The sequence below is a fragment of the Nitratireductor basaltis genome, assembly GCF_000733725.1.
Taxonomy (GTDB): Bacteria; Pseudomonadota; Alphaproteobacteria; order Rhizobiales; family Rhizobiaceae; genus Chelativorans; species Chelativorans basaltis.
The window spans coordinates 333,766-358,419 of sequence record NZ_JMQM01000002.1 but is presented as its reverse complement, the minus strand read 5'-3'; the positions used below and the strand labels follow the sequence as shown (position 1 = coordinate 358,419).

19 protein-coding genes and 1 other annotated feature are annotated in these 24,654 nt (G+C 60.6%); of the genes, 12 read left to right on the top strand and 7 right to left on the bottom strand.

Going from position 1 to position 24,654, the window contains the following annotated elements:
• Positions 1-10: 10 nt before the first annotated feature.
• The 9 genes from EL18_RS14085 (at position 11) to EL18_RS14045 (ending at position 7,857) form a co-directional block, all read left to right on the top strand.
• The gene (locus tag EL18_RS14085) at positions 11-838 is read left to right on the top strand and encodes a ferredoxin--NADP reductase (RefSeq protein WP_036485626.1); all 828 of its coding nucleotides are present in this window, start codon (positions 11-13) and stop codon (positions 836-838) included.
• A gap of 138 nt (positions 839-976) precedes the next feature.
• On the top strand, positions 977-1,330 hold the full coding sequence (locus EL18_RS14080) for an ArsR/SmtB family transcription factor (RefSeq protein ID WP_036485624.1): 354 nt from the start codon (positions 977-979) through the stop codon (positions 1,328-1,330).
• Positions 1,327-2,391 (top strand): ACR3 family arsenite efflux transporter, encoded by a 1,065-nt coding sequence (arsB, locus tag EL18_RS14075; RefSeq protein ID WP_036485622.1) that lies wholly within the window; start codon positions 1,327-1,329, stop codon positions 2,389-2,391. The genes EL18_RS14080 and arsB overlap by 4 nt, the downstream gene beginning before the upstream one ends.
• 11 nt (positions 2,392-2,402) lie before the next feature.
• Entirely contained in the window at positions 2,403-2,807 is a 405-nt protein-coding gene (gene arsC / locus EL18_RS14070; protein ID WP_036485619.1) for an arsenate reductase (glutaredoxin), read from the top strand.
• Positions 2,808-2,935: 128 nt separating this feature from the next.
• A complete protein-coding gene (locus EL18_RS14065; RefSeq protein ID WP_051914300.1) occupies positions 2,936-4,708 on the top strand; it encodes a DEAD/DEAH box helicase in 1,773 nt (590 codons plus the stop codon).
• A 69-nt stretch (positions 4,709-4,777) separates the two neighbouring features.
• Positions 4,778-4,936: a YqaE/Pmp3 family membrane protein gene (locus EL18_RS17635; protein ID WP_036485617.1), complete on the top strand. Its 159-nt coding sequence runs from the start codon at positions 4,778-4,780 to the stop codon at positions 4,934-4,936.
• Positions 4,936-5,328 (top strand): DUF4112 domain-containing protein, encoded by a 393-nt coding sequence (locus EL18_RS14055; RefSeq protein ID WP_036485614.1) that lies wholly within the window; start codon positions 4,936-4,938, stop codon positions 5,326-5,328. Before EL18_RS17635 ends, EL18_RS14055 begins: the two co-directional genes overlap by 1 nt.
• 68 nt (positions 5,329-5,396) lie before the next feature.
• Positions 5,397-5,452 (top strand) — a sequence feature (sul1 is cis-regulatory element that is thought to sense ions involved in sulfur or methionine metabolism; They are found in Alphaproteobacteria).
• A gap of 66 nt (positions 5,453-5,518) precedes the next feature.
• Positions 5,519-7,003, top strand: a complete 1,485-nt coding sequence (locus tag EL18_RS14050; RefSeq protein WP_036485613.1) for a SulP family inorganic anion transporter — start codon at positions 5,519-5,521, stop codon at positions 7,001-7,003.
• A gap of 2 nt (positions 7,004-7,005) precedes the next feature.
• On the top strand, positions 7,006-7,857 hold the full coding sequence (locus EL18_RS14045) for a universal stress protein (protein ID WP_036485610.1): 852 nt from the start codon (positions 7,006-7,008) through the stop codon (positions 7,855-7,857).
• A gap of 70 nt (positions 7,858-7,927) precedes the next feature.
• Here EL18_RS14045 and purH read toward each other — a convergent pair whose 3' ends face one another.
• From purH to htpX, 4 genes are all read right to left on the bottom strand, one after another.
• Complete coding sequence (gene purH, locus EL18_RS14040) at positions 7,928-9,541, bottom strand: bifunctional phosphoribosylaminoimidazolecarboxamide formyltransferase/IMP cyclohydrolase (protein WP_036485608.1); 1,614 nt, start codon at positions 9,539-9,541, stop codon at positions 7,928-7,930.
• Between the two features lie 85 nt (positions 9,542-9,626).
• Positions 9,627-11,345 (bottom strand): heparinase II/III family protein, encoded by a 1,719-nt coding sequence (locus tag EL18_RS14035; protein WP_036485606.1) that lies wholly within the window; start codon positions 11,343-11,345, stop codon positions 9,627-9,629.
• 99 nt (positions 11,346-11,444) lie between these two features.
• Positions 11,445-12,812, bottom strand: coding sequence for an RsmB/NOP family class I SAM-dependent RNA methyltransferase (locus tag EL18_RS14030; RefSeq protein WP_244444605.1), 1,368 nt, complete (start codon positions 12,810-12,812; stop codon positions 11,445-11,447).
• Positions 12,809-13,786: a zinc metalloprotease HtpX gene (gene htpX / locus EL18_RS14025; protein WP_036485602.1), complete on the bottom strand. Its 978-nt coding sequence runs from the start codon at positions 13,784-13,786 to the stop codon at positions 12,809-12,811. Before htpX ends, EL18_RS14030 begins: the two co-directional genes overlap by 4 nt.
• A gap of 127 nt (positions 13,787-13,913) precedes the next feature.
• Between htpX and EL18_RS14020 the strand changes: the two genes are divergently transcribed.
• Together EL18_RS14020 and EL18_RS14015 are read left to right on the top strand one after the other, a co-directional pair.
• Positions 13,914-14,141, top strand: a complete 228-nt coding sequence (locus EL18_RS14020) for a DUF1674 domain-containing protein (protein WP_081871248.1) — start codon at positions 13,914-13,916, stop codon at positions 14,139-14,141.
• Between the two features lie 57 nt (positions 14,142-14,198).
• Positions 14,199-14,654, top strand: a complete 456-nt coding sequence (locus tag EL18_RS14015) for a thermonuclease family protein (protein WP_036485592.1) — start codon at positions 14,199-14,201, stop codon at positions 14,652-14,654.
• Positions 14,655-14,663: 9 nt separating this feature from the next.
• On the opposite strand, the gene EL18_RS14010 is transcribed toward EL18_RS14015, so the two are convergent.
• The gene (locus EL18_RS14010) at positions 14,664-15,359 is read right to left on the bottom strand and encodes a DUF1013 domain-containing protein (RefSeq protein ID WP_036485590.1); all 696 of its coding nucleotides are present in this window, start codon (positions 15,357-15,359) and stop codon (positions 14,664-14,666) included.
• Positions 15,360-15,576: 217 nt separating this feature from the next.
• Here EL18_RS14010 and EL18_RS14005 point away from each other — a divergent pair, with 217 nt between their 5' ends.
• Positions 15,577-17,790 (top strand): esterase-like activity of phytase family protein, encoded by a 2,214-nt coding sequence (locus EL18_RS14005; RefSeq protein WP_036486409.1) that lies wholly within the window; start codon positions 15,577-15,579, stop codon positions 17,788-17,790.
• Between the two features lie 37 nt (positions 17,791-17,827).
• On the opposite strand, the gene EL18_RS14000 is transcribed toward EL18_RS14005, so the two are convergent.
• Complete coding sequence (locus EL18_RS14000) at positions 17,828-18,211, bottom strand: DUF2794 domain-containing protein (protein ID WP_036485588.1); 384 nt, start codon at positions 18,209-18,211, stop codon at positions 17,828-17,830.
• Between the two features lie 413 nt (positions 18,212-18,624).
• A complete protein-coding gene (locus tag EL18_RS13995; protein ID WP_036485579.1) occupies positions 18,625-24,495 on the bottom strand; it encodes an Ig-like domain-containing protein in 5,871 nt (1,956 codons plus the stop codon).
• Positions 24,496-24,654: the final 159 nt, after the last annotated feature.

Below are 24,654 nucleotides of genomic sequence, written 5' to 3'. Positions count from 1 at the left end.
ACAAAAAGCGATGAACACCGCCGTGACGAACAAGATCGAGTCCGACCAGAAGCTGGAATTCCCCATTCCCGCTGGCGTCTATGCCGAGCGCGTCGTTTCGGTGAAACATTACACGGATCGCCTCTTCTCCTTCCGCATCACGCGCCCGCAGACCTTCCGATTCCGCTCCGGTGAATTCGTGATGATCGGTTTGCCGAATGCGGAGAAGCCCGTTTTCCGTGCCTATTCCATCGCGAGCCCGAACTGGGACGAGGAAGTGGAATTCTTCTCCATCAAGGTGCCGGACGGCCCGCTGACCCAGCACCTGCAGAAGATCCAGCCCGGCGACACGGTGCTGATGCGCCAGAAATCGACCGGCACGCTGGTCAATGACGCGCTCACCCCGGCCAAGCGCCTCTACATGTTCTCCACCGGCACAGGCATTGCGCCTTTCGCAAGCCTCATCCGCGATCCGGATACATATGAGAAGTTCGATCAGATCATCCTGACCCACACCACCCGCGATGTCGCGGAACTGGAATATGGCAAGGAGCTGATCGAGGCGACCCGCAACGATCCGCTGATCGGCGAACTGACCGAAGGCCGCCTGCACCACTTCACCTCCACCACCCGCGAGGAATCACCGGTGATGGGCCGCATCACCACGCTGATCGAGAATGGCGAGCTTTTCCGTCATCTTGGCACCGAACCGCTGAACCGCGAAAATGACCGCGTCATGATCTGCGGCTCCATGGAAATGCTGAAGGACGTGAAAGCACTGACCGAAAAGGCAGGCCTCGAGGAAGGCTCCAACGCCGCACCGGCTGACTTCGTCGTCGAGCGCGCTTTCGTCGGCTGAACCGCAAGACAGGTTGCCATCGGATATGGCGTCGTGCCCTCCGGCACGGCGCCTTTTTTGCTTTCCCGCCAAATCTTCCTTGCGCAACAGTCTCGCTACTGCTAGCAGTTCGATTATTCCATATTTCTGGATATATCGATGGATCAGCATAGAGCAGTTTCTGCCTTCGCCGCGCTCGGTCACGAAACCCGACTGCATGTCTTCCGCCTGCTGATAAAGGCGGGTCCTGAAGGCATATCAGCAGGCCGCCTCGCCGAGCGTGCCGGCATTCTGCAGAACACGCTGTCAGCCCAGTTGAAGATCCTTGTGCAGGCGGAACTGGTCACCGCCGAACGCGACGGCCGCACCATCATCTATCGCGCCGACATGAGCGGGCTCGGCAGCCTGCTTTCCTTTGTGATGGAAGATTGCTGCAATGGCCAGCCGGACCTCTGCCGCCCGGTGGTTGCGACGCTGACCTGCTGTAACTCAGACGCAACGGAAAAATCATGACCGATCACGCCCTACCCTCAGACGCGCCTGCCGGCGGCATCGGCACATTCGAGAGATACCTCTCTGTCTGGGTCGCGCTCTGCATCCTGGCAGGCATCCTGCTCGGCAATCTGCTGCCCGGCCTTTTCGAGTTTCTGGCCGAGATCGAGTTTGCCTCAGTCAATCTTGTCGTGGCTATCCTCATCTGGGCTATGGTCTTCCCGATGATGGTGAATGTCGACTTCGCCAGCCTCAAACATATCGGCGACCGGCCGAAGGGGCTGGTTCTGACCCTTGTGGTCAATTGGCTGATCAAGCCCTTCACCATGGCCGCTCTCGGCGTCTTCTTCTTTACCTATGTTTTCTCCGGCCTGATCCCGCCCGCAGACGCCGAACATTATATTGCCGGCCTGATTCTGCTTGGTGCCGCCCCCTGCACGGCCATGGTCTTCGTCTGGAGCCAGCTTACCCGCGGTGATGCGACCTATACGCTCGTGCAGGTTTCGGTGAATGACGTCATCATGGTCTTCGCCTTTGCCCCCATCGTTGCACTGCTGCTTGGCGTGACCGACATCGCGGTGCCGTGGGATACGCTGATCCTGTCCACGCTGCTTTATGTCGTGGTCCCGCTTGCTGCCGGTGCCTATGTGCGCCATCGCCTGCTCCAGCGCTCCAACGGCGACGAGGCAGCCGTCTCTGCCTTTACGGAAACGCTGAAGCCCTGGTCGATCCTCGGCCTGCTTGCCACCGTCACGCTTCTTTTCGGCTTTCAGGGCGATGTGATCGTGGAGAAACCGCTCATCATCGTCCTGATCGCGGTGCCGCTGCTGATCCAATCCTATGGCATTTTCTTTCTCGCCTATGGTGCCGCCAAGGCCTGGAATGTGCCTTTCAACGTGGCCGCCCCCTGTGCCCTGATCGGCACCTCGAACTTCTTCGAGTTGGCGGTTGCCGTCGCCATCAGCCTGTTCGGTCTGAATTCAGGTGCAGCCCTCGCAACGGTCGTGGGCGTACTCGTCGAGGTCCCCGTCATGCTGTCGCTGGTTGCCTTTGCAAACCGCACCCGCCACTGGTTCGAGTAAGGAAGACAATCATGTCCGCAATCATCTACCACAACCCGAAATGCGGCACGTCCCGCAATGTGCTCGCCATGCTGCAGGAAGCCGGCGAGGACGTGACGGTTATCGAATATTTGAAGGAGCCGCCGACGCGGGAGCGTCTCGTGCAGCTTCTGGCGGAAATGCAGATTACGCCCCGCCAGCTCCTGCGCCAGAAGGGCACGCCCTATGACGAGCTGGGCCTCGGCGAAGACAAGTGGAGCAATGATCAGCTTATCGACTTCATGATGGAGCACCCGATCCTCATCAATCGCCCCATCGTTGTGACGGAAAAGGGTGCCAAACTGTGCCGCCCCTCCGAGACGGTTCTCGAGCTTCTGGACGAAGGTGCGATCGCTTCCTTCACCAAGGAAGATGGCGAGGTGGTCCGCCCCCGTTGAGGCGGCCCACACGCAATTCACCTGTACATTTGTCCCGAAAGGAATTACATGAGCGCCAACACGCGCGTTTGACGACGCGTGGGCGCGGCGCGTCAGGCCCGCGCGAAACCCTTTCCGAAAGTGGATGAATGACTGAATTTGAAGGCATCGCGCCTGCCCTTGGCCGGGCCTTGGCCAATCGTGGCTATGAGACTCTCACACAGGTACAAAAGGCGGTTCTCGAGCCGGAAATGTCCGGCCGCGACGCGCTGGTTTCCGCCCAGACCGGCTCCGGCAAGACCGTGGCCTTTGGCCTCGCCATCGCGCCAACCCTGCTCGGCGACGAAGAACGCTTCGGCTCCGCAGGTCTGCCCAAGGCGCTGGCCATTGCTCCCACCCGTGAACTGGCCCTCCAGGTCATGCGCGAACTGGAATGGCTTTACGCTGACACCGGCGCACGCGTCGTCTCCTGCGTTGGTGGCATGGACATGCGCACCGAGCGGCGCGAGCTGCAGCGCGGCGCCCATATCGTGGTCGGCACGCCAGGCCGCCTTTGCGACCATATCCGTCGCGGCGCACTGGATATCTCGGAACTGAAGGCTGTCGTGCTCGACGAAGCAGACGAGATGCTTGATCTCGGCTTTCGCGAGGACCTGGAATTCATCCTCGGCGAATCGCCCGAAGACCGTCGCACACTCCTCTTTTCCGCAACGGTGCCCCGCGCCATTGCCGATCTTGCACGCAACTATCAGCGCGACGCGCTGCGCATCACCGCACAGGGCGAGCAGCGCCAGCATGTCGATATCGAGTATCGCGCTCTGACTGTCGCTCCCGCCGACCGCGAAAACGCGATCATCAATGTCCTGCGCTACTACGAGGCGGCCAACGCCATCGTATTCTGTGCAACGCGTGCTGCGGTAAACCACCTCACCGCACGCTTCAACAATCGTGGCTTTTCCGTCGTCGCCCTTTCAGGCGAGTTGAGCCAGAATGAGCGCACCCATGCGCTTCAGGCCATGCGTGACGGTCGCGCCCGCGTCTGTATCGCAACAGACGTTGCCGCCCGCGGCATCGACCTTCCCAATCTGGAACTGGTCATCCACGCCGATCTGCCGACCAATGCCGAAACTTTGCTTCATCGCTCGGGCCGCACCGGCCGTGCCGGACGCAAGGGCGTCAGCGCCATCATAGTTCCGAAAAATGCGCAGCGAAAGGCCGAGCGTCTTCTGAAATTCGCCAAGGTCCAGGCCGAATGGGCAACCCCTCCCTCCGCCGAAATGGTGATCGAACGCGACAATGAGCGGCTTCTGGCAGACGCGTCCCTTTCGCAGCCAGTCGCGGAGGAAGAACAGGATTTCGTCACCCAGCTTCTTAAGCGTCACGGCGCCGAACAGGTGGCCGCGGCTTTCGTTCGGCTTTATCGCGGCAACCGCTCTGCGCCCGAAGACATCATGGAAGTGGCGCCTGGCGCGCCCTCGACCGGTCCCGAACGCAAGGTGCGCGACGGCTTTGCAGAAAGCCGCTGGTTCTCGCTCTCCGTTGGCCGCAAGCAGAATGCCGAGCCACGCTGGCTCCTCCCGCTCCTGTGCCGCGAAGGCAAGATTTCCAAACGCGAGATCGGCGCGATCCGCATGGAGCAGCAGGAGACCTTTGTCGAGATCGAGGCTGGCTCTGCAGACAGTTTCCTGAAGGCCATCGGCCCGAAGAAGATGCTGGAAGACACGATTCGCGTCAAAGCAGTCGATGGCCCTCCAGCCGGCGGTCGTCCCGGCGGTCCCAGGCGCAGTTTCGACAGTGACGGTCCCCATGGGAAACCTGCCAAGAAGCCCCACCGAAAGGGTGGTGCAGGCAAGTCCGACTGGAAAGACCGCCCGCGCGAAAACGCAGGCCGCACCAAAAAGGCGCGCAAGAGCTTCGACTAGGAAACCGCAGGCATCGGAGCAAAATCGGATGACATGCGTTGTAGCTTCAACTGAAATGGAGCGACAGCAATGGACGTCATCCGCATACTCCTCGCCATCCTGATCCCGCCGCTTGGCGTGTTCCTGCAGGTCGGTATCGGCCTGCACTTCTGGCTGAACCTGCTCCTGACGCTGCTGGGCTATGTCCCCGGCATCATCCACGCCATCTGGGTAATCGTGAAGAAGTGATGCACAGCCGCGTATCCGACAACACCCGCTCACCACAGCCGGTCGAAGATCCCCGCCTCGCCGAACTCGACCGGCTGGCAACATTGCTGGATTCGCGCTGGGGCTTAAAGGGCACGCCCTTCACCTTCGGCATAGACGGCGTCGCCAGCCTTCTGCCGGTCATCGGCGACGGGGCAACGGGCCTGATCTCCGCCTATATAATCTACCGTGCCGCCAAAATGGGCGCACCACAGAACGTGCTCGTCAAGATGGCCGGCAATGCAGGCCTCGACTTCGTGATCGGCTCTATCCCCGTCGCCGGCACTGTCTTCGACGTCTTCTTCAAGGCCAACAAACGCAATATCCGCCTGCTACGCGCCCATCTGGAGCGGCAACACCCCCGTAACACCTAACGCAACCCAGCCATGCAGCCTGCCTTGTTGCGCTGCAAAACAGTTGCCGCTAAACATCTGCCATCCATCCTGGACCCGGTGAAACTCCGGGTGGCTCTGCCGGCCGCTTATCCGCCGGCATAATCAGATATATGCCTCGTCTACTTCCGCGCATGAAGCGCGGCGGGGCTCAAGCTGTGCTGGACGACAGATGTTTTCACTCACCCATTACCGCGACCAATGGTTCGGCAATATCCGTGCCGACCTGCTTTCCGGTCTCGTCGTGGCGCTCGCGCTCATTCCCGAGGCTATAGCCTTCTCGATCATTGCAGGCGTCGACCCCAAGGTTGGGCTCTACGCCTCGTTCTCCATTGCCGTCATCACTGCCATCGCGGGTGGACGCCCCGGCATGATCTCCGCAGCCACGGCTGCAACGGCCGTTCTCATGGTCACGCTGGTCAAGGAGCACGGGCTGCAATATCTGCTGGCAGCCACGGTGCTTGCCGGTCTTCTGCAGATCCTCGCCGGCTTCCTGAAGCTCGGCCAGTTGATGCGCTTTGTCTCGCGCTCGGTGATGACGGGCTTCGTCAATGCGTTGGCGATCCTGATCTTCATGGCGCAGCTTCCCGAGCTGATCGGTGTGCCGAACCTCACCTACGTACTGGTCGCTGCCGGTCTTGCCATCATCTACCTCTTCCCGCGTGTGACGACTGCCATCCCCTCGCCGCTGGTCTGCATCGTCGTCCTTACCGCGCTCTCCATGTATTTCGGCTTTGACGTGCGCACGGTCGGCGATATGGGCGATCTGCCGGACACCTTCCCGATCTTCCTTATCCCGGACATCCCGCTGAACCTCGAGACGCTGCAGATCATCCTGCCTTATTCGGCAGCCGTTGCCGCAGTCGGCCTTCTTGAATCGCTCATGACCGCATCACTGGTTGACGAACTGACGGACACCCCATCCGACAAGAACCAGGAATGCATCGGCCAGGGCCTTGCCAACACGGCAACCGGCTTCATCGGCGGCATGGCAGGCTGCGCCATGATCGGCCAGTCCATGATCAACGTGAAATCCGGTGGACGCGGACGCCTCTCATGCTTTGCGGCAGGCGTTCTGCTGCTCATCATGGTGGTGGTGCTGGGCGACTGGGTCAGCCAGATCCCGATGCCCGCACTGGTGGCGATCATGATCATGGTTTCGATCGGCACCTTCTCCTGGTCCTCGATCAAGAACCTGCGCGAGCACCCGCTTTCCTCCTCCATCGTGATGCTGGCGACAGTCATCTTCGTCGTCTTCACGCATAACCTGGCAATCGGCGTGCTTGTTGGTGTGCTGCTTTCGGGCATCTTCTTTGCAGGCAAGATCGCGCAGATCTTCCGCGTCACCTCCACGCTTTCGGAAGATGGTCGCGAGCGCACCTATGTCGTGGAGGGCCAGCTCTTCTTCGCCTCTGTTGAAGACTTCAACGCCGCTTTCGACTTTAAGGAAGCGCTCGAGAAAGTCGTCATCGACGTCTCCCGCGCCCATATCTGGGACATTTCTTCCGTTGCGGCATTGGACATGATCGTGCTCAAATTCCGCCGCGATGGTGCGGAGGTCGAAATTGTCGGCATGAACAGGGCCTCCGAAACCATCGTCGACAAGCTCGGCATCCATGACAAGCCGGGCGCATTAGAGAAACTGATGGGGCATTGACCATGAAGATCAGAGCATTCGTAGACGGCTCCATCTATTCGCAGAGCGTGTGTGACCACGCCGCCTGGGCCGCCGGTCGCCTGCAGGCGGAACTTCAGCTGATGCACGTGCTTGGCCGCCGCGAGGCTGCCAGCGTGCCATCGGACCTGTCAGGCGCATTGGCGCTCGGCGCACGCACCACGCTGCTGCAGGAGCTTTCCGAGCTCGACGAGCAGCGCTCCAAGCTGGCGCAGAAGCGTGGGCGCGCGATCCTCGAGGATGCTGCCGGCATGGCGCATCTGGGTGGTGCGGACAAGGTGACGACCAAGCTGCGCCACGGCGACGTGCTGGAAACGCTGGAAGCTCTTGAAGCAGAAACGGACATGTTCGTCATCGGCAAGCGCGGCGAGGCTGCAGATTTCGCCAAGCTGCATCTGGGCTCCAATCTGGAACGTGTCGTGCGCGCGGCCACCAGGCCCGTCTTCGTCGCCTCACGCGCCTTCAAGCCGATCCAGAAGGTGCTGGTCGCCTTCGATGGCAGCGTGAACAGCCTCAAGGCCGTCGACGCCATGTCGCGCAGCACCCTTTATGCGGGCCTGCAGATCAAGCTCTTGATGGTCGGCGACAGGTCAGCCGAAAACGAAAAACGCATCGAGGACGCCCGCGCCACGCTCTCTGGCGGCAGCATCACCGCAGAGGCCGAAATCGTTGAAGGCCACGTGGAGGCAGTCATTGCCGAACGCGTCGAACAGGAAGGCATCAACCTCCTGGTCATGGGCACCCACGGCCACTCCCGCATCCGCAGCCTCATCATCGGCTCCACAACCACCGAAATGCTGCGCTCCTGCAAGATCCCGGTGATGCTCTATCGATAGAGGTCATGAAGTCGCTGCATGAAAAAAGGCCCGCAACACGCGGGCCTTTTTTTGATCATCCGAAAGCAATCTAATGCCGGAAATGGCGCATGCCGGTTATGACCATGGCGATGCCATGCTCGTCCGCCGCCTTGATGACTTCGTCATCGCGCATGGAGCCGCCGGGCTGGATGACGGCGGTTGCGCCTGCTTCGACGGCTGAAAGCAGCCCGTCGGCGAAGGGGAAGAATGCGTCGGAGGCGACGACCGAACCTTTGGTGAGCGGCTCGCCACCGACCTCGCGCGCGGCATCTTCCGCTTTGCGTGCGGCAATGCGGGCGGAATCGACACGGCTCATCTGGCCTGCACCTACGCCAACCGTCGCACCATCCTTTACATAGACGATGGCATTCGACTTCACATGCTTGGCAACGCGGAAGGCGAATTTCAGATCCGCCATTTCCTGTTCGCTCGGCGCGCGCTTGGTCACGACCTTGAGATCCAGATCATCAACGCTGCCATTGTCCCGCGTCTGCACCAGAATACCGCCGGCCACGGTCTTGGCGGTCAGGCCCTTCTCGCGAGGGTCGGCAATGCCGTCCGTCAGAAGGAGACGCAGGTTTTTCTTCGCCGCAATGATCTCCTGTGCCTCTTCGCTTGCACCCGGCGCGATGATGACCTCGGTGAAGATCTTCACGATCTCAGCTGCCGCTTCTGCATCAAGGGCGCGGTTGCAGGCGATGATGCCGCCAAAGGCCGAGACCGGATCACAGGCCAGCGCCTTACGATAGGCTTCCGCAATCGTCGCACCCTCGGCCACACCGCAGGGATTGGCGTGCTTGATGATGGCAACGGCTGCGGTCTTCGCCGGGTCGAATTCCGACACCAGCTCGAATGCGGCATCCGTGTCGTTGATATTGTTGTAGGACAGCTGCTTGCCCTGAAGCTGGCGCGCATTGGCGACACCCGGACGCTTGTCGCCGGTGACATAGAAGCCCGCCGCCTGATGCGGGTTTTCGCCATAGCGCATGACTTCCTTCAGGCGCCCGCCAAAACCGCGCCATGTCGGCTGCTCGATCTCGAGCTGCTCGGCAAACCACTGCGAGATCGCGCTGTCATAGGCAGCGGTGCGCGCATAGGCTTTTGCTGCGAGCTCCTGACGCAAGCGATATGGCAGCTTGCCATCGCCTTCATCGAGCGCCTCCAAAACACGCGTATAGTCGCCCGGATCGGTGACGACCGCGACATAGGCGTGGTTCTTGGCCGCCGCGCGCAGCATGGCCGGCCCGCCAATATCGATATTTTCCACCGTTGCAGGATAGTCGCCACCTGAAAACCGCACTTCCTCGAAGGGATAGAGATTGATCACCACCAGATCGATCGGCGCGATATTGTGCTCGGCCATGGCCTGGCGATGCTCTTTATCATCGCGAATGCCAAGCAGGCCGCCATGGACGCCCGGATGCAGCGTCTTGACGCGTCCGTCCATGACTTCCGGGAAACCCGTCAGATCGGAGACATCGCGCACGGCAAGGCCGGCATTCGACAGCGCCTTCGACGTGCCACCCGTGGAGACCAGCTCGACGCCCTTGGCCACCAGCGCACGTGCCAGATCGACGATGCCGTCCTTGTCGGAAACCGAAAGCAATGCGCGGCGTACGGGAACAAGATCAGGTGCGGGGATATTCTTGGATTGGACGGCCATCAGGATACTCCGGTCGGCAGGCAGGTTCGCGAGGGCACGGGTTAGCACAGTTCCCCCTCGAATCAAGGCTGACTGCGGCCTGAGCTTACCCAGCGGAATAAAAGCTGTTGGTCTTGAGAAACTGCCAGCGAATTTCAGGGCATTCCGCCGCCTTGAAGTGAAGCACGATCTGGCGGCTTCTGGTCGGACCGGCAATGGCGGCGAAGAAAATGGATTCTTCCACTACGGGCTCAACGCCCTCACAGCTAAAGACCCAGGTATCGGTTGCCTCGCCCGCCAGGATCAGACGGCCCTCATCGTCCTTGAAAAGCTCGATATCGGGATGGATATGAAAGCGTATTGCGACCGCGTGGCTGGAGCCGCGTGCTGCCGGCGTGCCATCGGGAAGGTGGAACCGGTCCACACCCTGAAGCAGGGCGCCCTTCTGCAACAGCGCCAATTCCCGCTCATGCTTGAGGCCGAAGCGCGAAACATAGCCATCATGGCTTGCCACGAATGCATGCACGCCGTCATCGTCCAGCCGATCGCATTCAACCTTTCTCGGACCGCCGACCAGCGGCGTGCCCACCCAGCCGGCCCAGCCGGAAGCCAATGTGAAACGCGCCTGCGAAGTATCGTTGATCGTGGCGGTCGAATGCGCAGCCGTAGCGCGCGAAAGCGCGCGGAACGCATCAGCGCCGAAACTGTCCACGCCGCAATTGACGATGAACTGGTGGCGCCCCGAGGACATCTCGAAGGAAAGGCAGCCGGCATGGGCGACCTCGGACAGTTCGGCTGGTGGTGGGGCAGCGGTATCGGCCAGAACCGTCGTGCCGCCCATATGCAGCCGCTCATAGCCTGAATGCGTCGCATGCAGAAGCGGCGCGCCTCCGGTATCGTCGTGACGCAGGATCGTCGCCACCCGGTCGTGAACGGTGATGCCCATGCCGTTGAAGCGGGCAAGCGAGCCATCGGCATGGCGGAAGAAGCGCAGGCACGGCAACATCCGCTCCACCGCGCCAAGCAGCGCGGGCGGCGGCGGTTCGGCCTGGCTTGCATAGGTCTGGCGAAGCGGAAGAAGATCGGCCAGAAGCTCCATCACCGCGCGCGGATTGCGCGAGACATGGCCGCCGTCGGGCAGGATCTGCTCTTCAAGCTCCAGATTGAGATTGCGCGTGGCCGAGCGAAGCGATGAGACCGGCGTGGGCAGTGACAGCGCTGCGAAAGCCAGGGCTATGCGGGCCCGCAGCCGTTCCTCGCCATCAGGCATTTCCCGTGCCATGGCACGCAGATAGCGCATCTGGATGGCGAGCATTTTCAGGTAAAGCCGGTAAAAGGCCAGATCCGCACCCTGCAACACCACCGCAGAATGCTGCAGCCAGGCAATGACACGTCGCGCGGTAATCGCCGGGTCCCAAGGCAACCCACCAATACGTCGCCCATAAAGGTTGATCCAGTCTCCCACCAATGCCCGCGCATTCGCCGATGCCAGCTCCGACTGCGCCGCATTGAGATGCCGCAGCCAGCGAAAGGCGTGCAGTTCTTCAAGCCAGCCGCGATTGCGCACATCAAGGTGAAAGGGGGACTGCCCGCCGGTTTCGATCAACTGCCCCGCTAGAAGAAAGCGCCCGTGATAGATCTCGCGTGCGATCTCCGGGTCGGCCAGCCGCAGGTCCGGAGGCGCTATCAGAACGCGTTCAGGTGTGCGACCGGTATAGCGCCAGCGATAGACCGGGCCAGTACGCAGCCGACGACGCAGGCGTCGCCATGCCTGGCGCGCCGCAAGTCCCCAAAGAACAGGAGCGTGGCTCCCTGCCGTCTGCACTGACCGCACCTATTTGAATCAATTGCCCCGTATCCGCACAAGACTCTATATGATTCAAACAGTTGTGCGAAGGCGAAAACATGACGGGCTCAGGAAGCGTCAGCGCTTGACGAAACGTGCGGCGAAGAACCCGTCCACAGCCTGCAGCTTGCCTTCCTCCGCTTCCGCCGCGTCGGGCAGTGTGCGCAGATAGCCTTCGGGTGTAATGAAATGCGCGGCTCCCGTGAGCTCCGAAGCAGTAATGGTGGAAAGCTCCAGCCCAAGATCCGAAGCGAGAACTTGCGACACGACCGCTTCACCTTCCAGCGGGTCAATGGAGCAGTTCGCAAAGACGAGCGTTCCCCCGGCCCGAACCAGTGTCGCCGCATGCTCCAGCAGTTTGCGCTGAAGTTCTGCAAGCTTTTCAATGTCCTCGGGAGTCTTTGTCCATGGCACATCCGGGTGCCGACGCACGGTACCGTTCGAGGAGCAGGGCGCATCGAGCAGAACTGCATCGAACGGCTCTTCGACCGTCAGCGTCAGGCCATCGGCCTTCGATATCTCCGCATCAAGCTTGAGGCGCTGCAGATTGGCTGCCAACCGCTTCAACCGGCTCGCGGACAGGTCGACCGCCGTGACCTTTGCGCCATAATGGGCAAGCTGCGCCGTCTTGCCGCCCGGTGCCGCACACAGATCAAGCACGCGCATCCCGGGCCTGGCCCCTATAAGCTTTGCCGGCAGGCTGGCCGCCGCATCCTGGACCCACCATTCGCCCTCATCGAACCCCTCGAGCTCCGGCACGGATGTGTCGAGCTTGTCGACGCGGACGGAGCCATTCGCCAGGACCGTTCCGCCAAAAGCCTCAGCCCAACGCTTTGGGTCCGACTTGACCGTGAAATCAACTGGAGCCTCGAGGCGGTGGGCAGCAAGAATGCGCGCGGCGCGTTCTGCACCATAGGCTTCGCTCAATCTCGTTTGGAACCATTCCGGAGCGTCAACCACCTCATCGATCTTCTGCAGGATCGCATCCTTGCGTCGCGCAATGTTGCGCAGCACGCCATTGACGAGCGCGCTGAACCTGCTGTTGCGGGGATCGGACTTTGCCTGCGAGACCGCAAGATCCACCGCCGCACTGTCGGGAACATCGAGAAACAGGATCTGGACGGCACCGATATGCAGGATGTGGCTGAGCGAGCGGGCATTTCCCGGCAAGGGCCGGTCGAGCCTTTGCATGATGGCTTTCTCGATCCCGCATCGCCGCCGCAATGCCGTCACCAGCATGGCGCGAACAAGCGCCCGGTCACGCGGATCGAGCGCCACATATTGCGGGTGACCATGCTCGCTGTCTGTCACGGCATCAAGCGAAGAGCGCGCATCCACAACGGCCCCAAGAAGACGTGTCGCCACACGCCTGGCATCAAGGCCGGGCTTGTCATCGATGATTTCCGGCTTCCGCCTTGCTGAACGCGCGCCCTGCGCCTTGTTCACGACCACGGCCCCTTGAAACCATCGTCACCTTTGTCCCGGATTCCGGCCGAACCCGTCGGACGTGCGCCCCATGGCCCGGATGCAGCGCCACTTTCCGGCTGCGTATTCGACCAGTTCTGCGGTGTCGGACCCATTTCCTGCGCCATGGCCTGCAGGGCGGCAATGCGGTTCTCGGTGTTGGGGTGGGTGGAAAAAAGTCCGTCCATGCGCTGTCCGTTCAATGGATTGATGATGAACATGTGCGCAGTCGCGGGATTGCGTTCAGCATCCACATTCACCTGCCGTTTCGCACCCATGGCAATCTTGCGCAAGGCCGAAGCAAGCCACATGGGATTGCCGCAGATTTCAGCTCCGCGACGGTCAGCGGAATATTCGCGTGTTCGGCTGATGGCCATCTGTACGAGCATGGCAGCGAAAGGCGCAACGATCATCGCGACAAGTATGCCGATGAAGCCGAAGGGATTGTTGTTGTTGCGCCCGCCACCGAAGAACAGCGCGAAGTTGCCGAGCATGGAAATCGCACCGGCAAGCGTGGCGGTGATCGTCATAATCAGCGTGTCGCGGTTTTGCACATGCGCAAGCTCATGCGCCATGACCGCAGCCACTTCCTCCTCGTTCAGCGCATGAAGAAGTCCGCTTGTCGCCGCCACCGCCGCATTCTCCGGGTTGCGTCCCGTCGCGAAGGCATTGGGCTGCGCATTGTCGATGATGTAGACCTTCGGCATCGGAAGACCTGCGTTTTTCGCAAGGTCCCGAACGATGCCGTAATATTCCGGTGCATTGCGTTCATCCACTTCCTGCGCGCGGTGCATGCGCAGAACCAGCTTGTCGGCATTCCAATAGCTGAAGAGGTTCATCGCGGCGGCAATCGCCAGCGCGATCATCATGCCCCCGGTTCCGCCCAGCATGTAACCCACACCCATGAAAAGGGCAGTCATCACGGCAATCAGCATTGCGGTGCGCATCATGTTCATCGGACACTCCAGAATAGGCTTCAATAAGCCCCCACCGGCTGAAATCAGCCCGCGATGCTCGACGCATGCGGACACCTGACCTATAGATGGCCAGAGGCAGAGTGTTTATCAATATTGGGCCGATCTCATGATGAACGAACCTGAAATTGCAGGCGCTGGAAACAAGGCGGATCCTCAGGAGGCCCCGCGCGAGCTTTCGGCTGCAGCAAAGCGTGCCCTGCGCGAGGCGGAAGAGCGCCGGGCAAATCGCGAGGCCGCAGCGAATGAGATGCCGCGCGAGATAGGTGGTCGCAAGGGACCCGAACCCGTCCGCTTCGGCGACTGGGAAGTGAAAGGCATCGCCACCGATTTCTGATCCGCCGACAGCAGCACCAACTTGCGCAAGCAACATGATAGGAATACTATCCTATTTATGCTGCTTCGCCGATTGAGTCTTCCGATCCTTGCATTTCTTCTGCCCGCCATCGCCCATGCAGGCGACGATGAGGCATTGCCCGGCCCCGTTCCCGCAGATGTTGTCCGTGTCCTGGATGGTGACACCTTCGAGGCACGGGCGCATATCTGGCCGGGACAAACGGTGCAGGTGCTCGTTAGGCTGCGCGGCATCGATGCGCCGGAAATCAGAAGTTCCTGCGCACCCGAGAAGCTTGCCGGCATCACCTCCCGCACGGTCCTGGAGAAGCTGATCGCAGGCCGACGCATCACCATCAGCAATATCAGCGGCGGAAAATATTATGGCCGCGTCATCGCTGACGCGGCCACTGAAAATGGTCAGGCTATAAGCGCCTACCTGCTGGAACGTTCAGTCGTCCGCCCCTATCATGGCGGAAGGCGGGAGCGTTCGTGCCAGCTTTTCGCAGGTGGCTAGTGCACCTGCTCAGTTGTTGTTCTCGTCTTCGTCGTCGTCGGTATTGCCGCGCAGCGAGGACAGTTTCGCGAAGACCGCATCCGCATCCAGCTCCTTTTCTTCCGGCGCCTGATCGTCGAGCGACAGCTTCTCGGTTTCGGATGCCGGAAGCAGCGTCTCGTCGGTCTGCTCGCTCTGCGGAGCATAGCGTGCTGCCTTCTGAACTTCGATGTCGAGATCGATCTGCGAGCAAAGTCCAAGCGTCACCGGATCCATCGGTGTCAGATTGGCCGAGTTCCAGTGCGTGCGATTGCGGATCTGTTCGATCGTGTTCTTGGTCGTGCCGACAAGACGCGAAACCTGGGCGTCCTTGAGCTCGGGATGGTTGCGCACCAGCCACAGAATGGCGTTGGGCCGGTCCTGACGCTTGGAAAGCGGCGTATAGCGCGGGCCCTTGCGCTTCGTCTCCGGCACACGCACCTTCGGCTCGGAAAGCTTGAGCCTGTAATCGGGATTGTTCTCACCCTTGGCAATCTCTTCGCGCGTCAGCTGGCCGGTGATCACGGGGTCCATGCCCTTGATGCCCTGCGCGGCATCGCCATCGGCAATGGCGCTGACTTCAAGCGGATGCAGCTTGCAGAATTCGGCGATCTGGTCGAAGCTCAGCGCCGTATTGTCCACCAGCCAGACGGCGGTTGCCTTGGGCATGAGTAGCGTATTGGCCATGGCATAAATCCTTCTCTTCGCCCGCCTTCCCGGGGCGGACGGTGGTATAACCACCAATGTAGGGAAATCGCCTCACCTATAACCGCATTTGCGCGCCATCGCAATGACTGGCGTTGCGCGCTTGCTGTGTGCTGTCACTGATCTGTCATCACCGGTCATGCAACTGCAATCCATGTCTTCCAGATTCCGCCAACTTCGAATGGCGAGGGAGACGATGATGACCAGCTATCACACCAGAAAAACCATACTCGGCGCAATGGCAGCTGCCCTGCTTGCCGGCACCGCAAATCCTGCATTTGCCGAATCTGCATTCAACCGCATCGCAACATTTCCCGTTGCGGCCAATCTGCCCGCGGACATGGATCAGGCGACCGAAACCTCGTCGGAAATCATCGCAGCGACCGCCGACGGAAACATGTTGGTCTATTCCGACAGCCCTCTTGGTGCCGTTGGCTTTATCGACATCAGTGATGCGCAGAACCCGCAGGCCGCTGGCGTGGTGAAGCTTGAAGGCGAGCCCACATCGGTTGTCGTCTCCGGCAGCAAGGCGCTTGCCGGCATCAACACCTCGCAAAGCTACACCGCGCCCTCCGGCAGGCTGGCCGTTATCGATATTGCGGGACGCGAAGCCGAAATGACCTGCGAATTGGCCGGCCAGCCGGATTCGCTCGCTCTCAGCAAGGATCGCCAATTTCTGGCCGTCGCCATCGAAAACGAGCGCGACGAGGATCTGAATGACGGCGCCCTGCCGCAGCTTCCCGCAGGCGTGCTGCAGGTCTTCGCCATGCAGGATGGTGCTCCCGACTGCGATAGCGTGAAAACCGTGGAATTGACCGGTCTTGCGGAAGTCGGCGCAGACGATCCCGAGCCGGAATTTGTCGACTTCAATGATTCCAACGAGATCGTTGTTTCTCTGCAGGAGAACAACCACTTCGCCGTGGTCAGCGCCGAGAGCGGCGAGATCGTCAGCCACTTTCCAGCAGGCAAGACTTCGGCTGAAAACGTCGATCTCAAGGACGACGGCGCCATCCTCTTCACTGAGACCATGCCGGAAACCGCCCGCGAACCGGATGCGGTGAAATGGCTGGACAATGACCGCTTTGTTGCCGCCAATGAGGGCGACTACCAGGGCGGCTCGCGCGGCTTCACGATCTTCTCCAAAAACGGCGACGTGCTGTTTGATTCCGGATCGGACCTCGAACATCAGGCAGCCCTTGCAGGCCACTATCCCGACAAGCGCTCCGACGCCAAGGGTGCCGAGCCTGAAGGTCTGGAAGTCGCCGAAATTGGCGGCGAGACCTACATTTTCGTCGCTCTCGAGCGCGCCTCGCTCGTTGCCGTCTATCGCGACACCGGCGAGACTCCGGAATTCGTGCAGGTTCTGCCATCAGGCGTCGGTCCGGAAGGCCTTGTTGCGGTCCCCGAGCGCAACCTGCTTGTCACCGCCAATGAAACGGATCTCGGCGAGGACGGTGCTGCGCGCTCCCACATCATGATCTACGAGCTTCAGGACGGCGAAGCCGCCTATCCGACCATCGTCTCTGAGATGAAGGACGGCCAGCCCATCGGCTGGGGCGCGCTTTCGGGCCTATCCGCCGATCCGGCCACCGATGGAAAGCTCTATGCCATCAACGACTCCTTTTACGCCAACCAGCCGGCGATCTTCACGGTGGATGCCACGAGTAAACCAGCCCGCATCACCGGGAAAATGGTGGTCACGCGAAATGGCAATCCGGCCCAGAAGCTTGACCTTGAAGGCATTGTTGCTGACGGCAAGGGCGGCTTCTGGCTGGCATCGGAAGGCAATACGGCAAAGCTCACGCCTCACGCTCTTCTCCATGTCGATGCTGACGGCGAGATCGGCGAGGAAATTGCCCTGCCTGCCGCCCTCATCTCCCAGGAAAAGCGCTTCGGCATGGAAGGCGTGACAATCGTGGGTGAAGGCGACGATCAGATGCTCGTCATGGCCATCCAGCGCGAATGGAATGACGACGCGGAAGGTCTGGTGAAGCTCGTCACCTACAAGCCGTCCGACGAAAGCTGGGCTGCCGTCCACTACCCGCTGGACAAGCCGGACGCCGGCTGGGTCGGCCTGTCCGAAATCACGGCGCATGACGGCAAGCTCTATATTGTCGAGCGTGACAACCAGATCGGCGATGCCGCCCGCATCAAGCGCCTTTTCGCGGTCGAGCTGGAAGGTTTCGAACCCGCTGAACTCGGCGGGGAATTGCCGGTGGTGGAGAAGACGCTTGTGCGCGACCTTCTGCCTGACATGAAAGCCGCGACGAACGAGTATGTGGTCGACAAGATCGAGGGTTTCGCCATCGATCGCGCCGGGACGGCCTATTTCGTCACCGACAATGACGGCGTGGACGACTCGTCCGGCGAGACAATCTTCGTCAATCTCGGCCCAATCAACGCGGTCAACTGATCATATGAGGGGCGGTTGCAAGCCGCCCCTTTCTCATTCAGGCGCGTACGACTTTCAGTTTCTTGTCAAAAACGGAAAGCACCCGCGGCAATTCATGCCCGCGTTTCAGGATCGCGCCACCGGCCGCGACCACGCTATAAGCGCCCTGCTTGCGCGCCAGCTTCGGGTTCTTCACGATCTGGAAAAGCGGCACTTCGCTCGTGCGCCGATAGACCGAGAACACCGCAACATCCTTCTGATGATCGATTGCGTAATCGCGCCACTCGCCCTCAGCCACCATCTGGCCGTAGAGCCGCAGGATCTGGTCCAGTTCGCGGCGATGAAAGGTAACCGGTGGCTGAAACCGCTGCGCCCGGGCCTCCGACAGGCGCACCAGATTGGAGGATGGCTGAGCGTCCTCGCCGCTCGCAAAATCTGTCATGAAGCACGCACCTTTCACGAGTTTGTCATGTAAAAGGTGACCTCTCATGCAGTCGATTGCAAGACTTGGCCCTCATAACAGGTTGGCTCACGACGTGAAATGAAGCGAATGATTTGGTGATAAGAGACCACATTCTCGCCTTGATCTGCCCAAGCTCCCGCCAAATTCTGAAGCCACGATCTCCTTGTTGCCTGAGACGGTTCGATTCGGATGTGGCTTCCGTACCCCCCAAGCCCCCCCGCCCACGGGGCTGCAGCCGGGTCGAACCAATCTCTTCAGGCAATCTTGCCCACCGATTGCGGGCATTGATCTCCCAATACGCCGGCGGCCAGATGGCCGAACCGGCGTTTTTTTTGGCTGGAGGGATCAGCGCTGAAATGGCGGCGCAAAGCCGCGCCGCCACCAGGAACAGGTCAGACCGTCACGCTCATCTGCTGGTCAATCCAGAGCGTTGCGCCACCGGAAGTATAGACATCATAGGTGATGCCATTCTCGGTCTGGTCGGCGCCGCTGTCCGTGAAGCCTGAGGCAGTCGCACTGTCATCAATGTCGCCGCGAAGCTTCACAAGCCCCGCATCCGACATGTCGAGCACATCCTGTTCGGTAACGGTCATGCGGTTGGCCCCGCTGCCGGACAGATCGACCATCTCGATGCCCTTTACCGCGTCCTGGTTGAACGCCGTCAGATCAAGATGAATTCCACCGGCCGAGATGACCATCGTATCCTCGCCCGCACCGCCGTCGACCATAAGAAATCCGGCATTGGCCACGGTCAGAATGTCGTCGCCTTCATAACCGAGAAGCGTATCATTGCCACCCATGCCGTTAAGCTGGTCATTCTTATCGGAGCCGGACATCCAGTCATCTGCACCCGACCCGTTTCGTATCAGCCCCGCACCAAAACCGTTCGTCTGGCCATAAATGATATAGGAAGCACCAGCATCGGTACCGCCCAGATCATTATTGTTACTGCCGATGATGATGTCATTCACTCCATCCCCGTTCATGTCGCCTGACGCGTCGACACGTTGTAGACCATCAGCGACATTCTCGCCGTGGAAGCTCACACCTTCCTCGGCAGTAAGCTCGGTGATATCGAGTATCCTCTTTCCTCCGACCACCTCGCCCCATACCCCGTCCGACTTGCCAAAGACGACCGTGATAAGTCCAGAATTTGCGTGGTAACCTCCGCCCAATGTGGAAATGAGCAGATCATCATGCCCGTCGCCGTTGATATCGCCATGCGTTACAAGGGTCGGATTTGACAATTCAGGGTCATATTTGATTGTAAATCCATCATCAGGTCCAATAGTTGCGAGGTTAAGAGATTGCCTTCCGGTAGTCTCAGTCCAATCCGTGCCGGCTTTTCCGTAGAGAATGGTTGTTTCGCCTGCGCTACCGTTAGCGTTTCCACCGACTGCGAGATCATCCAACCCGTCCTTGTTCAAGTCGCCAACGGAAGCCAATACATGTCCCAGAGAAATGCTCCCCGTCCGGTAGAACATGACGCCTTGATCATGTGTCATCGCTTCCAGGTTCATGCTGGTCCCGAGGCTGCGCTCCGCGTCACCGAAGACGATGTATGCCCTGCCGGGGGCATCATTTGAGCTGCCGCTTCCGGTGTATTCTCGCTGCTGACTGATTAACAGGTCCGTCAAGCCGTCGCCATTGAAGTCCCCGCTGTCAATATGCAGACCAATCAAACCCTGTTTCTTGGTGCCCACAAAAGCAACACCTTGACCCGTTGGTATGCTCGAAAGATCCAGTAACCTGCCGCTTCCATTCGCATTGCCCCACGCTCCATCTTCACGTCCGTAGATCAGGTACGAACGACCCGTTGTGGATGGATAGTTGGACCACGGTGTGCTCACGAGAAAGTCTTCTATGCCGTCTCCATCGAAATCTCCGGCAGAACTGATTTGAAATGACGAGTTCTCCAGAACCGGGTTGCTGGTGTTTCTGATCCTGACGCCATATTCGGCTGTCAGCCCCGCCAGTTTGAGCACCTGCCTTCCGCCTTCGACATCGCCCCATTGTCCATCGGCGCGCCCGAATAGGACAAAAGCTCCGCCTGCATTGCTCAGGTTGCTTTCTCCTCGGCCTTGGAGCAGAAGGTCCGCAATGCCATCATTGTTGAAGTCGCCCCCCAGAGAGGCGCCGGTAAGAAGGTGAAACCTCGTCCAGGGGCCTTGAATTACCAGCCCATCCTCTGGCGCCAAACTTCCCAGATCCACCATTCGCCTACCGTCGACAAGCGAACCATAATCTCCATTTGTTTTTCCGTAGATGAGGTAAACTTCGCCCGCATTCGTGGTATAGTCGTCACCGCCGTTAGCACCGACAATAAAGTCTCCAATCCCGTCGTCATTCACATCACCGACAAGTCTTACACTACCTGCGAAATCATTCGTCCGATCACCAACCACTACGAAGCCGCTATCGGGATTGAGCACCGATAGGGGTATTTCGTGATTGTGGCGCTCCACCACCTGCTCCGCAGTTGCCGTAATGCCTGCTGCGTTTCTGGCGCGTACGGTAACGTTGAGCGTGTCGCCAACGCCGAGTGCGCTGAGGTCGATGATTTCGGATTCCCAGTAGCCATTGGCATCCGAGATCATGGAGCCGATATTCACGCCCTCGACAAAGACATCGATGCGAATATTCGGGTCCGTCGTGCCTGACAGGCGCGTTTCTTCCGCATGCGTGATGAAGTCTCCCACCACGCCGAAGTCGTTGGACATGGCGCGGATCGACACGCTCGGCGCATCCGTGTCCACGGTCACCTGATAAGCATCGGAATAGCCCGAGATGTCATTGCCCGCGGCATCTTGCTGGCGCGCCGTGATCTGGTAGGTGCCCTGGCCAAGCGCGTTCTCCGTGTTGTCGATGAACCATTCGCCGTTCTCATCGACAATGTTCGAGCCGATCTCGTCGCCATCAATGTAAAGCCACACCGTCGCACCCGCCTCGCCCGTGCCATGGAAGACCAGATGCTGGTCCTGCGTGATGCCGTCTGTTGGATCGAAGCCGGAATCGGGATCGATATGCGTCACCACCGGCGGCGGTGTCGCATCGGCTCCGCCATTATTGGTGTCGATCACCATGTCGAACAGGTTCGAGGGAGCTGAAGGATCATTGCCCGCCGCGTCCTGCTGCGTGGCGCTGATCGTGTAACCGCCATCCGCAAGTGCTGCGGTCGGCTCCGTGCTCCACCGTCCCTCGAAGACCGTCGCCGTCAGCGTTGCGACCACTGCATTGGCGCTGTCGCGGATCGTCACCGTGACCACCGCGCCATCCGGCTCGTCGGAGGTGCCGAGGATCTGGATCGTGTTGTCATTGGTGATGCCGTCATCATTCTCGCGGCCATTGTCATCGGCAATGGCAAGGATCACCGGCGGCGGCGTGACATCAGCACCGCCATCATTGGTGTCGATGGTGAGGCTTGTGGCTTCGGACGCCGCGGATGGCGGATTGCCTGCTGCGTCCTGCTGGGTTGCCGTTGCGGTATAGTTGCCGTCGGGCAGCTCCGCGCTCTCATTCGTCGTCCAGGTGCCATTGGCAACCGTTGCCGTCAGGGTCGCGACTGTTGCACCACCCTCATCCAGAAGCGTCACCGTCACCACCGTGCCGTCTGTTTCCGTCGAGGTGCCGGTGAAGGCGATCATGTTGTCATTGGTGATGCCGTCGCCCACCACGCCGCTGTCTTCCTCGAAACCCGTGATCACCGGCGGCTCTGTCGGCACCGTGCCCCCTTCATTGGTATCGACAATGACGCGATAGGGGTCCGAGACGGGTGAAGGCGGATTGCCCGCCGCATCCTGCTGGGTGGCCGTCACCTGATAGGTGCCGTCGGCAAGCACCGTGCCGGTATGGTCATAGCGCCAGGCGCCGGTCTCGTCGGCAGTGGCTGTGCCAAGCTCCACACCGTCGAGCAGCACCGTCACCAGCGCATGCGGCTTGGCCGTGCCGAGGAAGAACAGCATGGTCTCATCCGTGATGCCATCGGCCGGATCTAGCCCGCCATCCACCTCGATGCCGGTCACCACCGGTGCCGGTGAGGGCGTCTCGCCACCCTCGCCGCCGCCATTGGTGTCCACCACCACCGTGAAGGGATCGGATGGCGCGGATACCGGATTGCCTGCCGCATCCTGCTGCGTGGCTGTGACCTGATAGGTGCCATCGGCAAGCGAGGTTTCGCTGTGGTCGAGATGCCAGACGCCATCCGCGCCCGCAATCTCCGACCCGATGACGACGCCGTCCAGCATGACTGTCACCAGCGCATGCGGCTCCGCCTCGCCAAGAAAGTGCAGCGTCGTGTCATTGGTGATGCCGTCGCTGCCGGACGCGCCATTGTCATCCAGTATGCCCGTGACCGTGGGCGGTTCGGCGGGCACCGGCGTGCCTTCGCCCGCACCATTGGTGTCGACCACCACCTCGAATGGCGCCGACATGGCAGACTTGGCATTGCCCGCCGCATCCTGCTGTTCGGCGGTCAGTTCGTAAGTGCCGTCGGCAAGCACCGTGCCTGTATGGTCATAGCGCCACGCGCCGTCATTGTCGGCCTGAACCGAGCCCAGAAGCACTCCGTCCAGATAGACCCAGACCGTGGCCAGCCGGTCGGCGGTGCCCTCGAAGAAGAGTGTGGGATCATTGGTGATGCCGTCCTCGGGATCGATCCCGCCATCCGTGTCGATGCCGGTGATCACAGGCGGCTCGGTCGGCACCGTGCCGCCCTCATTGGTGTCGATGGTAAAGGCCAGCGGAGCGGACGCCTGGCTTTCCGTGCCGCGCGGGCTGAGTTGGGTGGCCGTCAGCTCATAATCGCCATCGGAAAGCTCGTCGGAGGTGTAATGCCACTCCCCGCCCTGCACCGTGGTGGAGCCGACTTCCCTGCCGTCGAGATAGATCTTCACCACCGTTCCGTCCTCTTCCGTGGAGGTTCCGCGGATCGTCGGCGTCGTGTCGGAGGTGATGTTGTCGCCGACCGTGCCGGTATCCTCCTCGATGATGTCGGAGACCTCGGGCGCATCGGGCAGTTGTGCATCAACCACGATGGGCACCTTGCCCGATTCATTGCCGGCCGGGTCCTTCTGGCTCACATCAAGCTCACTGCCATCGCCAAGCGGCGGGTCGAAGGGAATGGACCAGTTGCCGTCATCTCCGACAATGACCGAATGATCGGGCGTGCCATCGCGTTTGTCATCAATGATGATGGTTGCACCCGGCTCACCCGTGCCCGACAGTTCGCGCCCGTCGGTCGGATTGACCTGCGGCAGGTCGGGCGCTTCCCCGTCCACCACCACCGGCACCTTCTCCGATTCATTGCCGGCCGGGTCCTTCAGGCTCACTTCAAGCTCGCGCCCGTCCTCAAGCGGCGGATCAAGCGGGATCACCCATTTGCCGTCATCGCCCACCACCGCCGTGTGATCGGGAATGCCGTCGCCATTGTCATCCACGATTACTGTGGAACCGGGCTCGCCCTCGCCGGACAGCTCCTTGCCATTGGTCGGGTTGACCTTCGGTGCATCGGGCGCCAGCGCATCCACCACTTCACGCACCGGATCGGAGGGATTGCCTGTCTCGGGGTCCCGTCCGACAAATTCCAGCTCGTCGCCATGCTCTGCCGGCGGATCGATTGGTATCACCCATTTGCCATCATCGCCTGCAACGGCCGAGGCATCGGGAATGCCATCGCCGTCCCGGTCCATTTCGATGATCGTGCCGGGCTTCGCAGTACCGGAGGCTTCCTTGCCATTGGTCGGATTGACCACCGGCTTGATGCCCGGCTGACCGCCGCCTCCATTGCCGCCGCCATTGTCGTCATCATCATCAAGCGCCAGAGCCAGCCCCACCGCACCGGCGGCAACGAGCCCGCCAATGACAAGCGGTCCGGCAATACCGCCAAGCGCCCCGCCAAGACCCGCACCGCCACCAAAATCCGCATTGCTGCAGGCGCCTGTGCTCACCTGCGGCTGCAGAAGGCCAGGATATTCGTCGGCAAAACTCACTGCGACGTAGCAGCTTGCATCCTCATGCATGATCTGCAGCTCGCCGCGCTCGTCCCCGTCCTCCTCGAACCAGCCGGCCAGAATGATCTGTTCGCCATCGAGAAGTTCGATCACCAGATCATCGCCCACCCGCCGGTAATTGGCGATCTGGCTGGAAGACGCGTCAAGCCGGATCTTCGAGATCGCCCGCGCATCAAGCGTCGGTGCAGAACCCTGAAACAGAACCTCCTGCGCAAGCGCATGATCGGAAGAAATGAATTGTGCGCGAATATCCATGGAAAACGTCCTTCAAAATGCCCCGGTAAAACCCGGCCTGAAAAAACGCCCCCACTGAAAATAAAGATGCCGCCGACACGGCCAATATGCGCCCACCCTGCCAGAGCAGGTGCTTATGCGTAAATCTACGAGGAAAGATGAAGGGTCCCGCAAGGACAG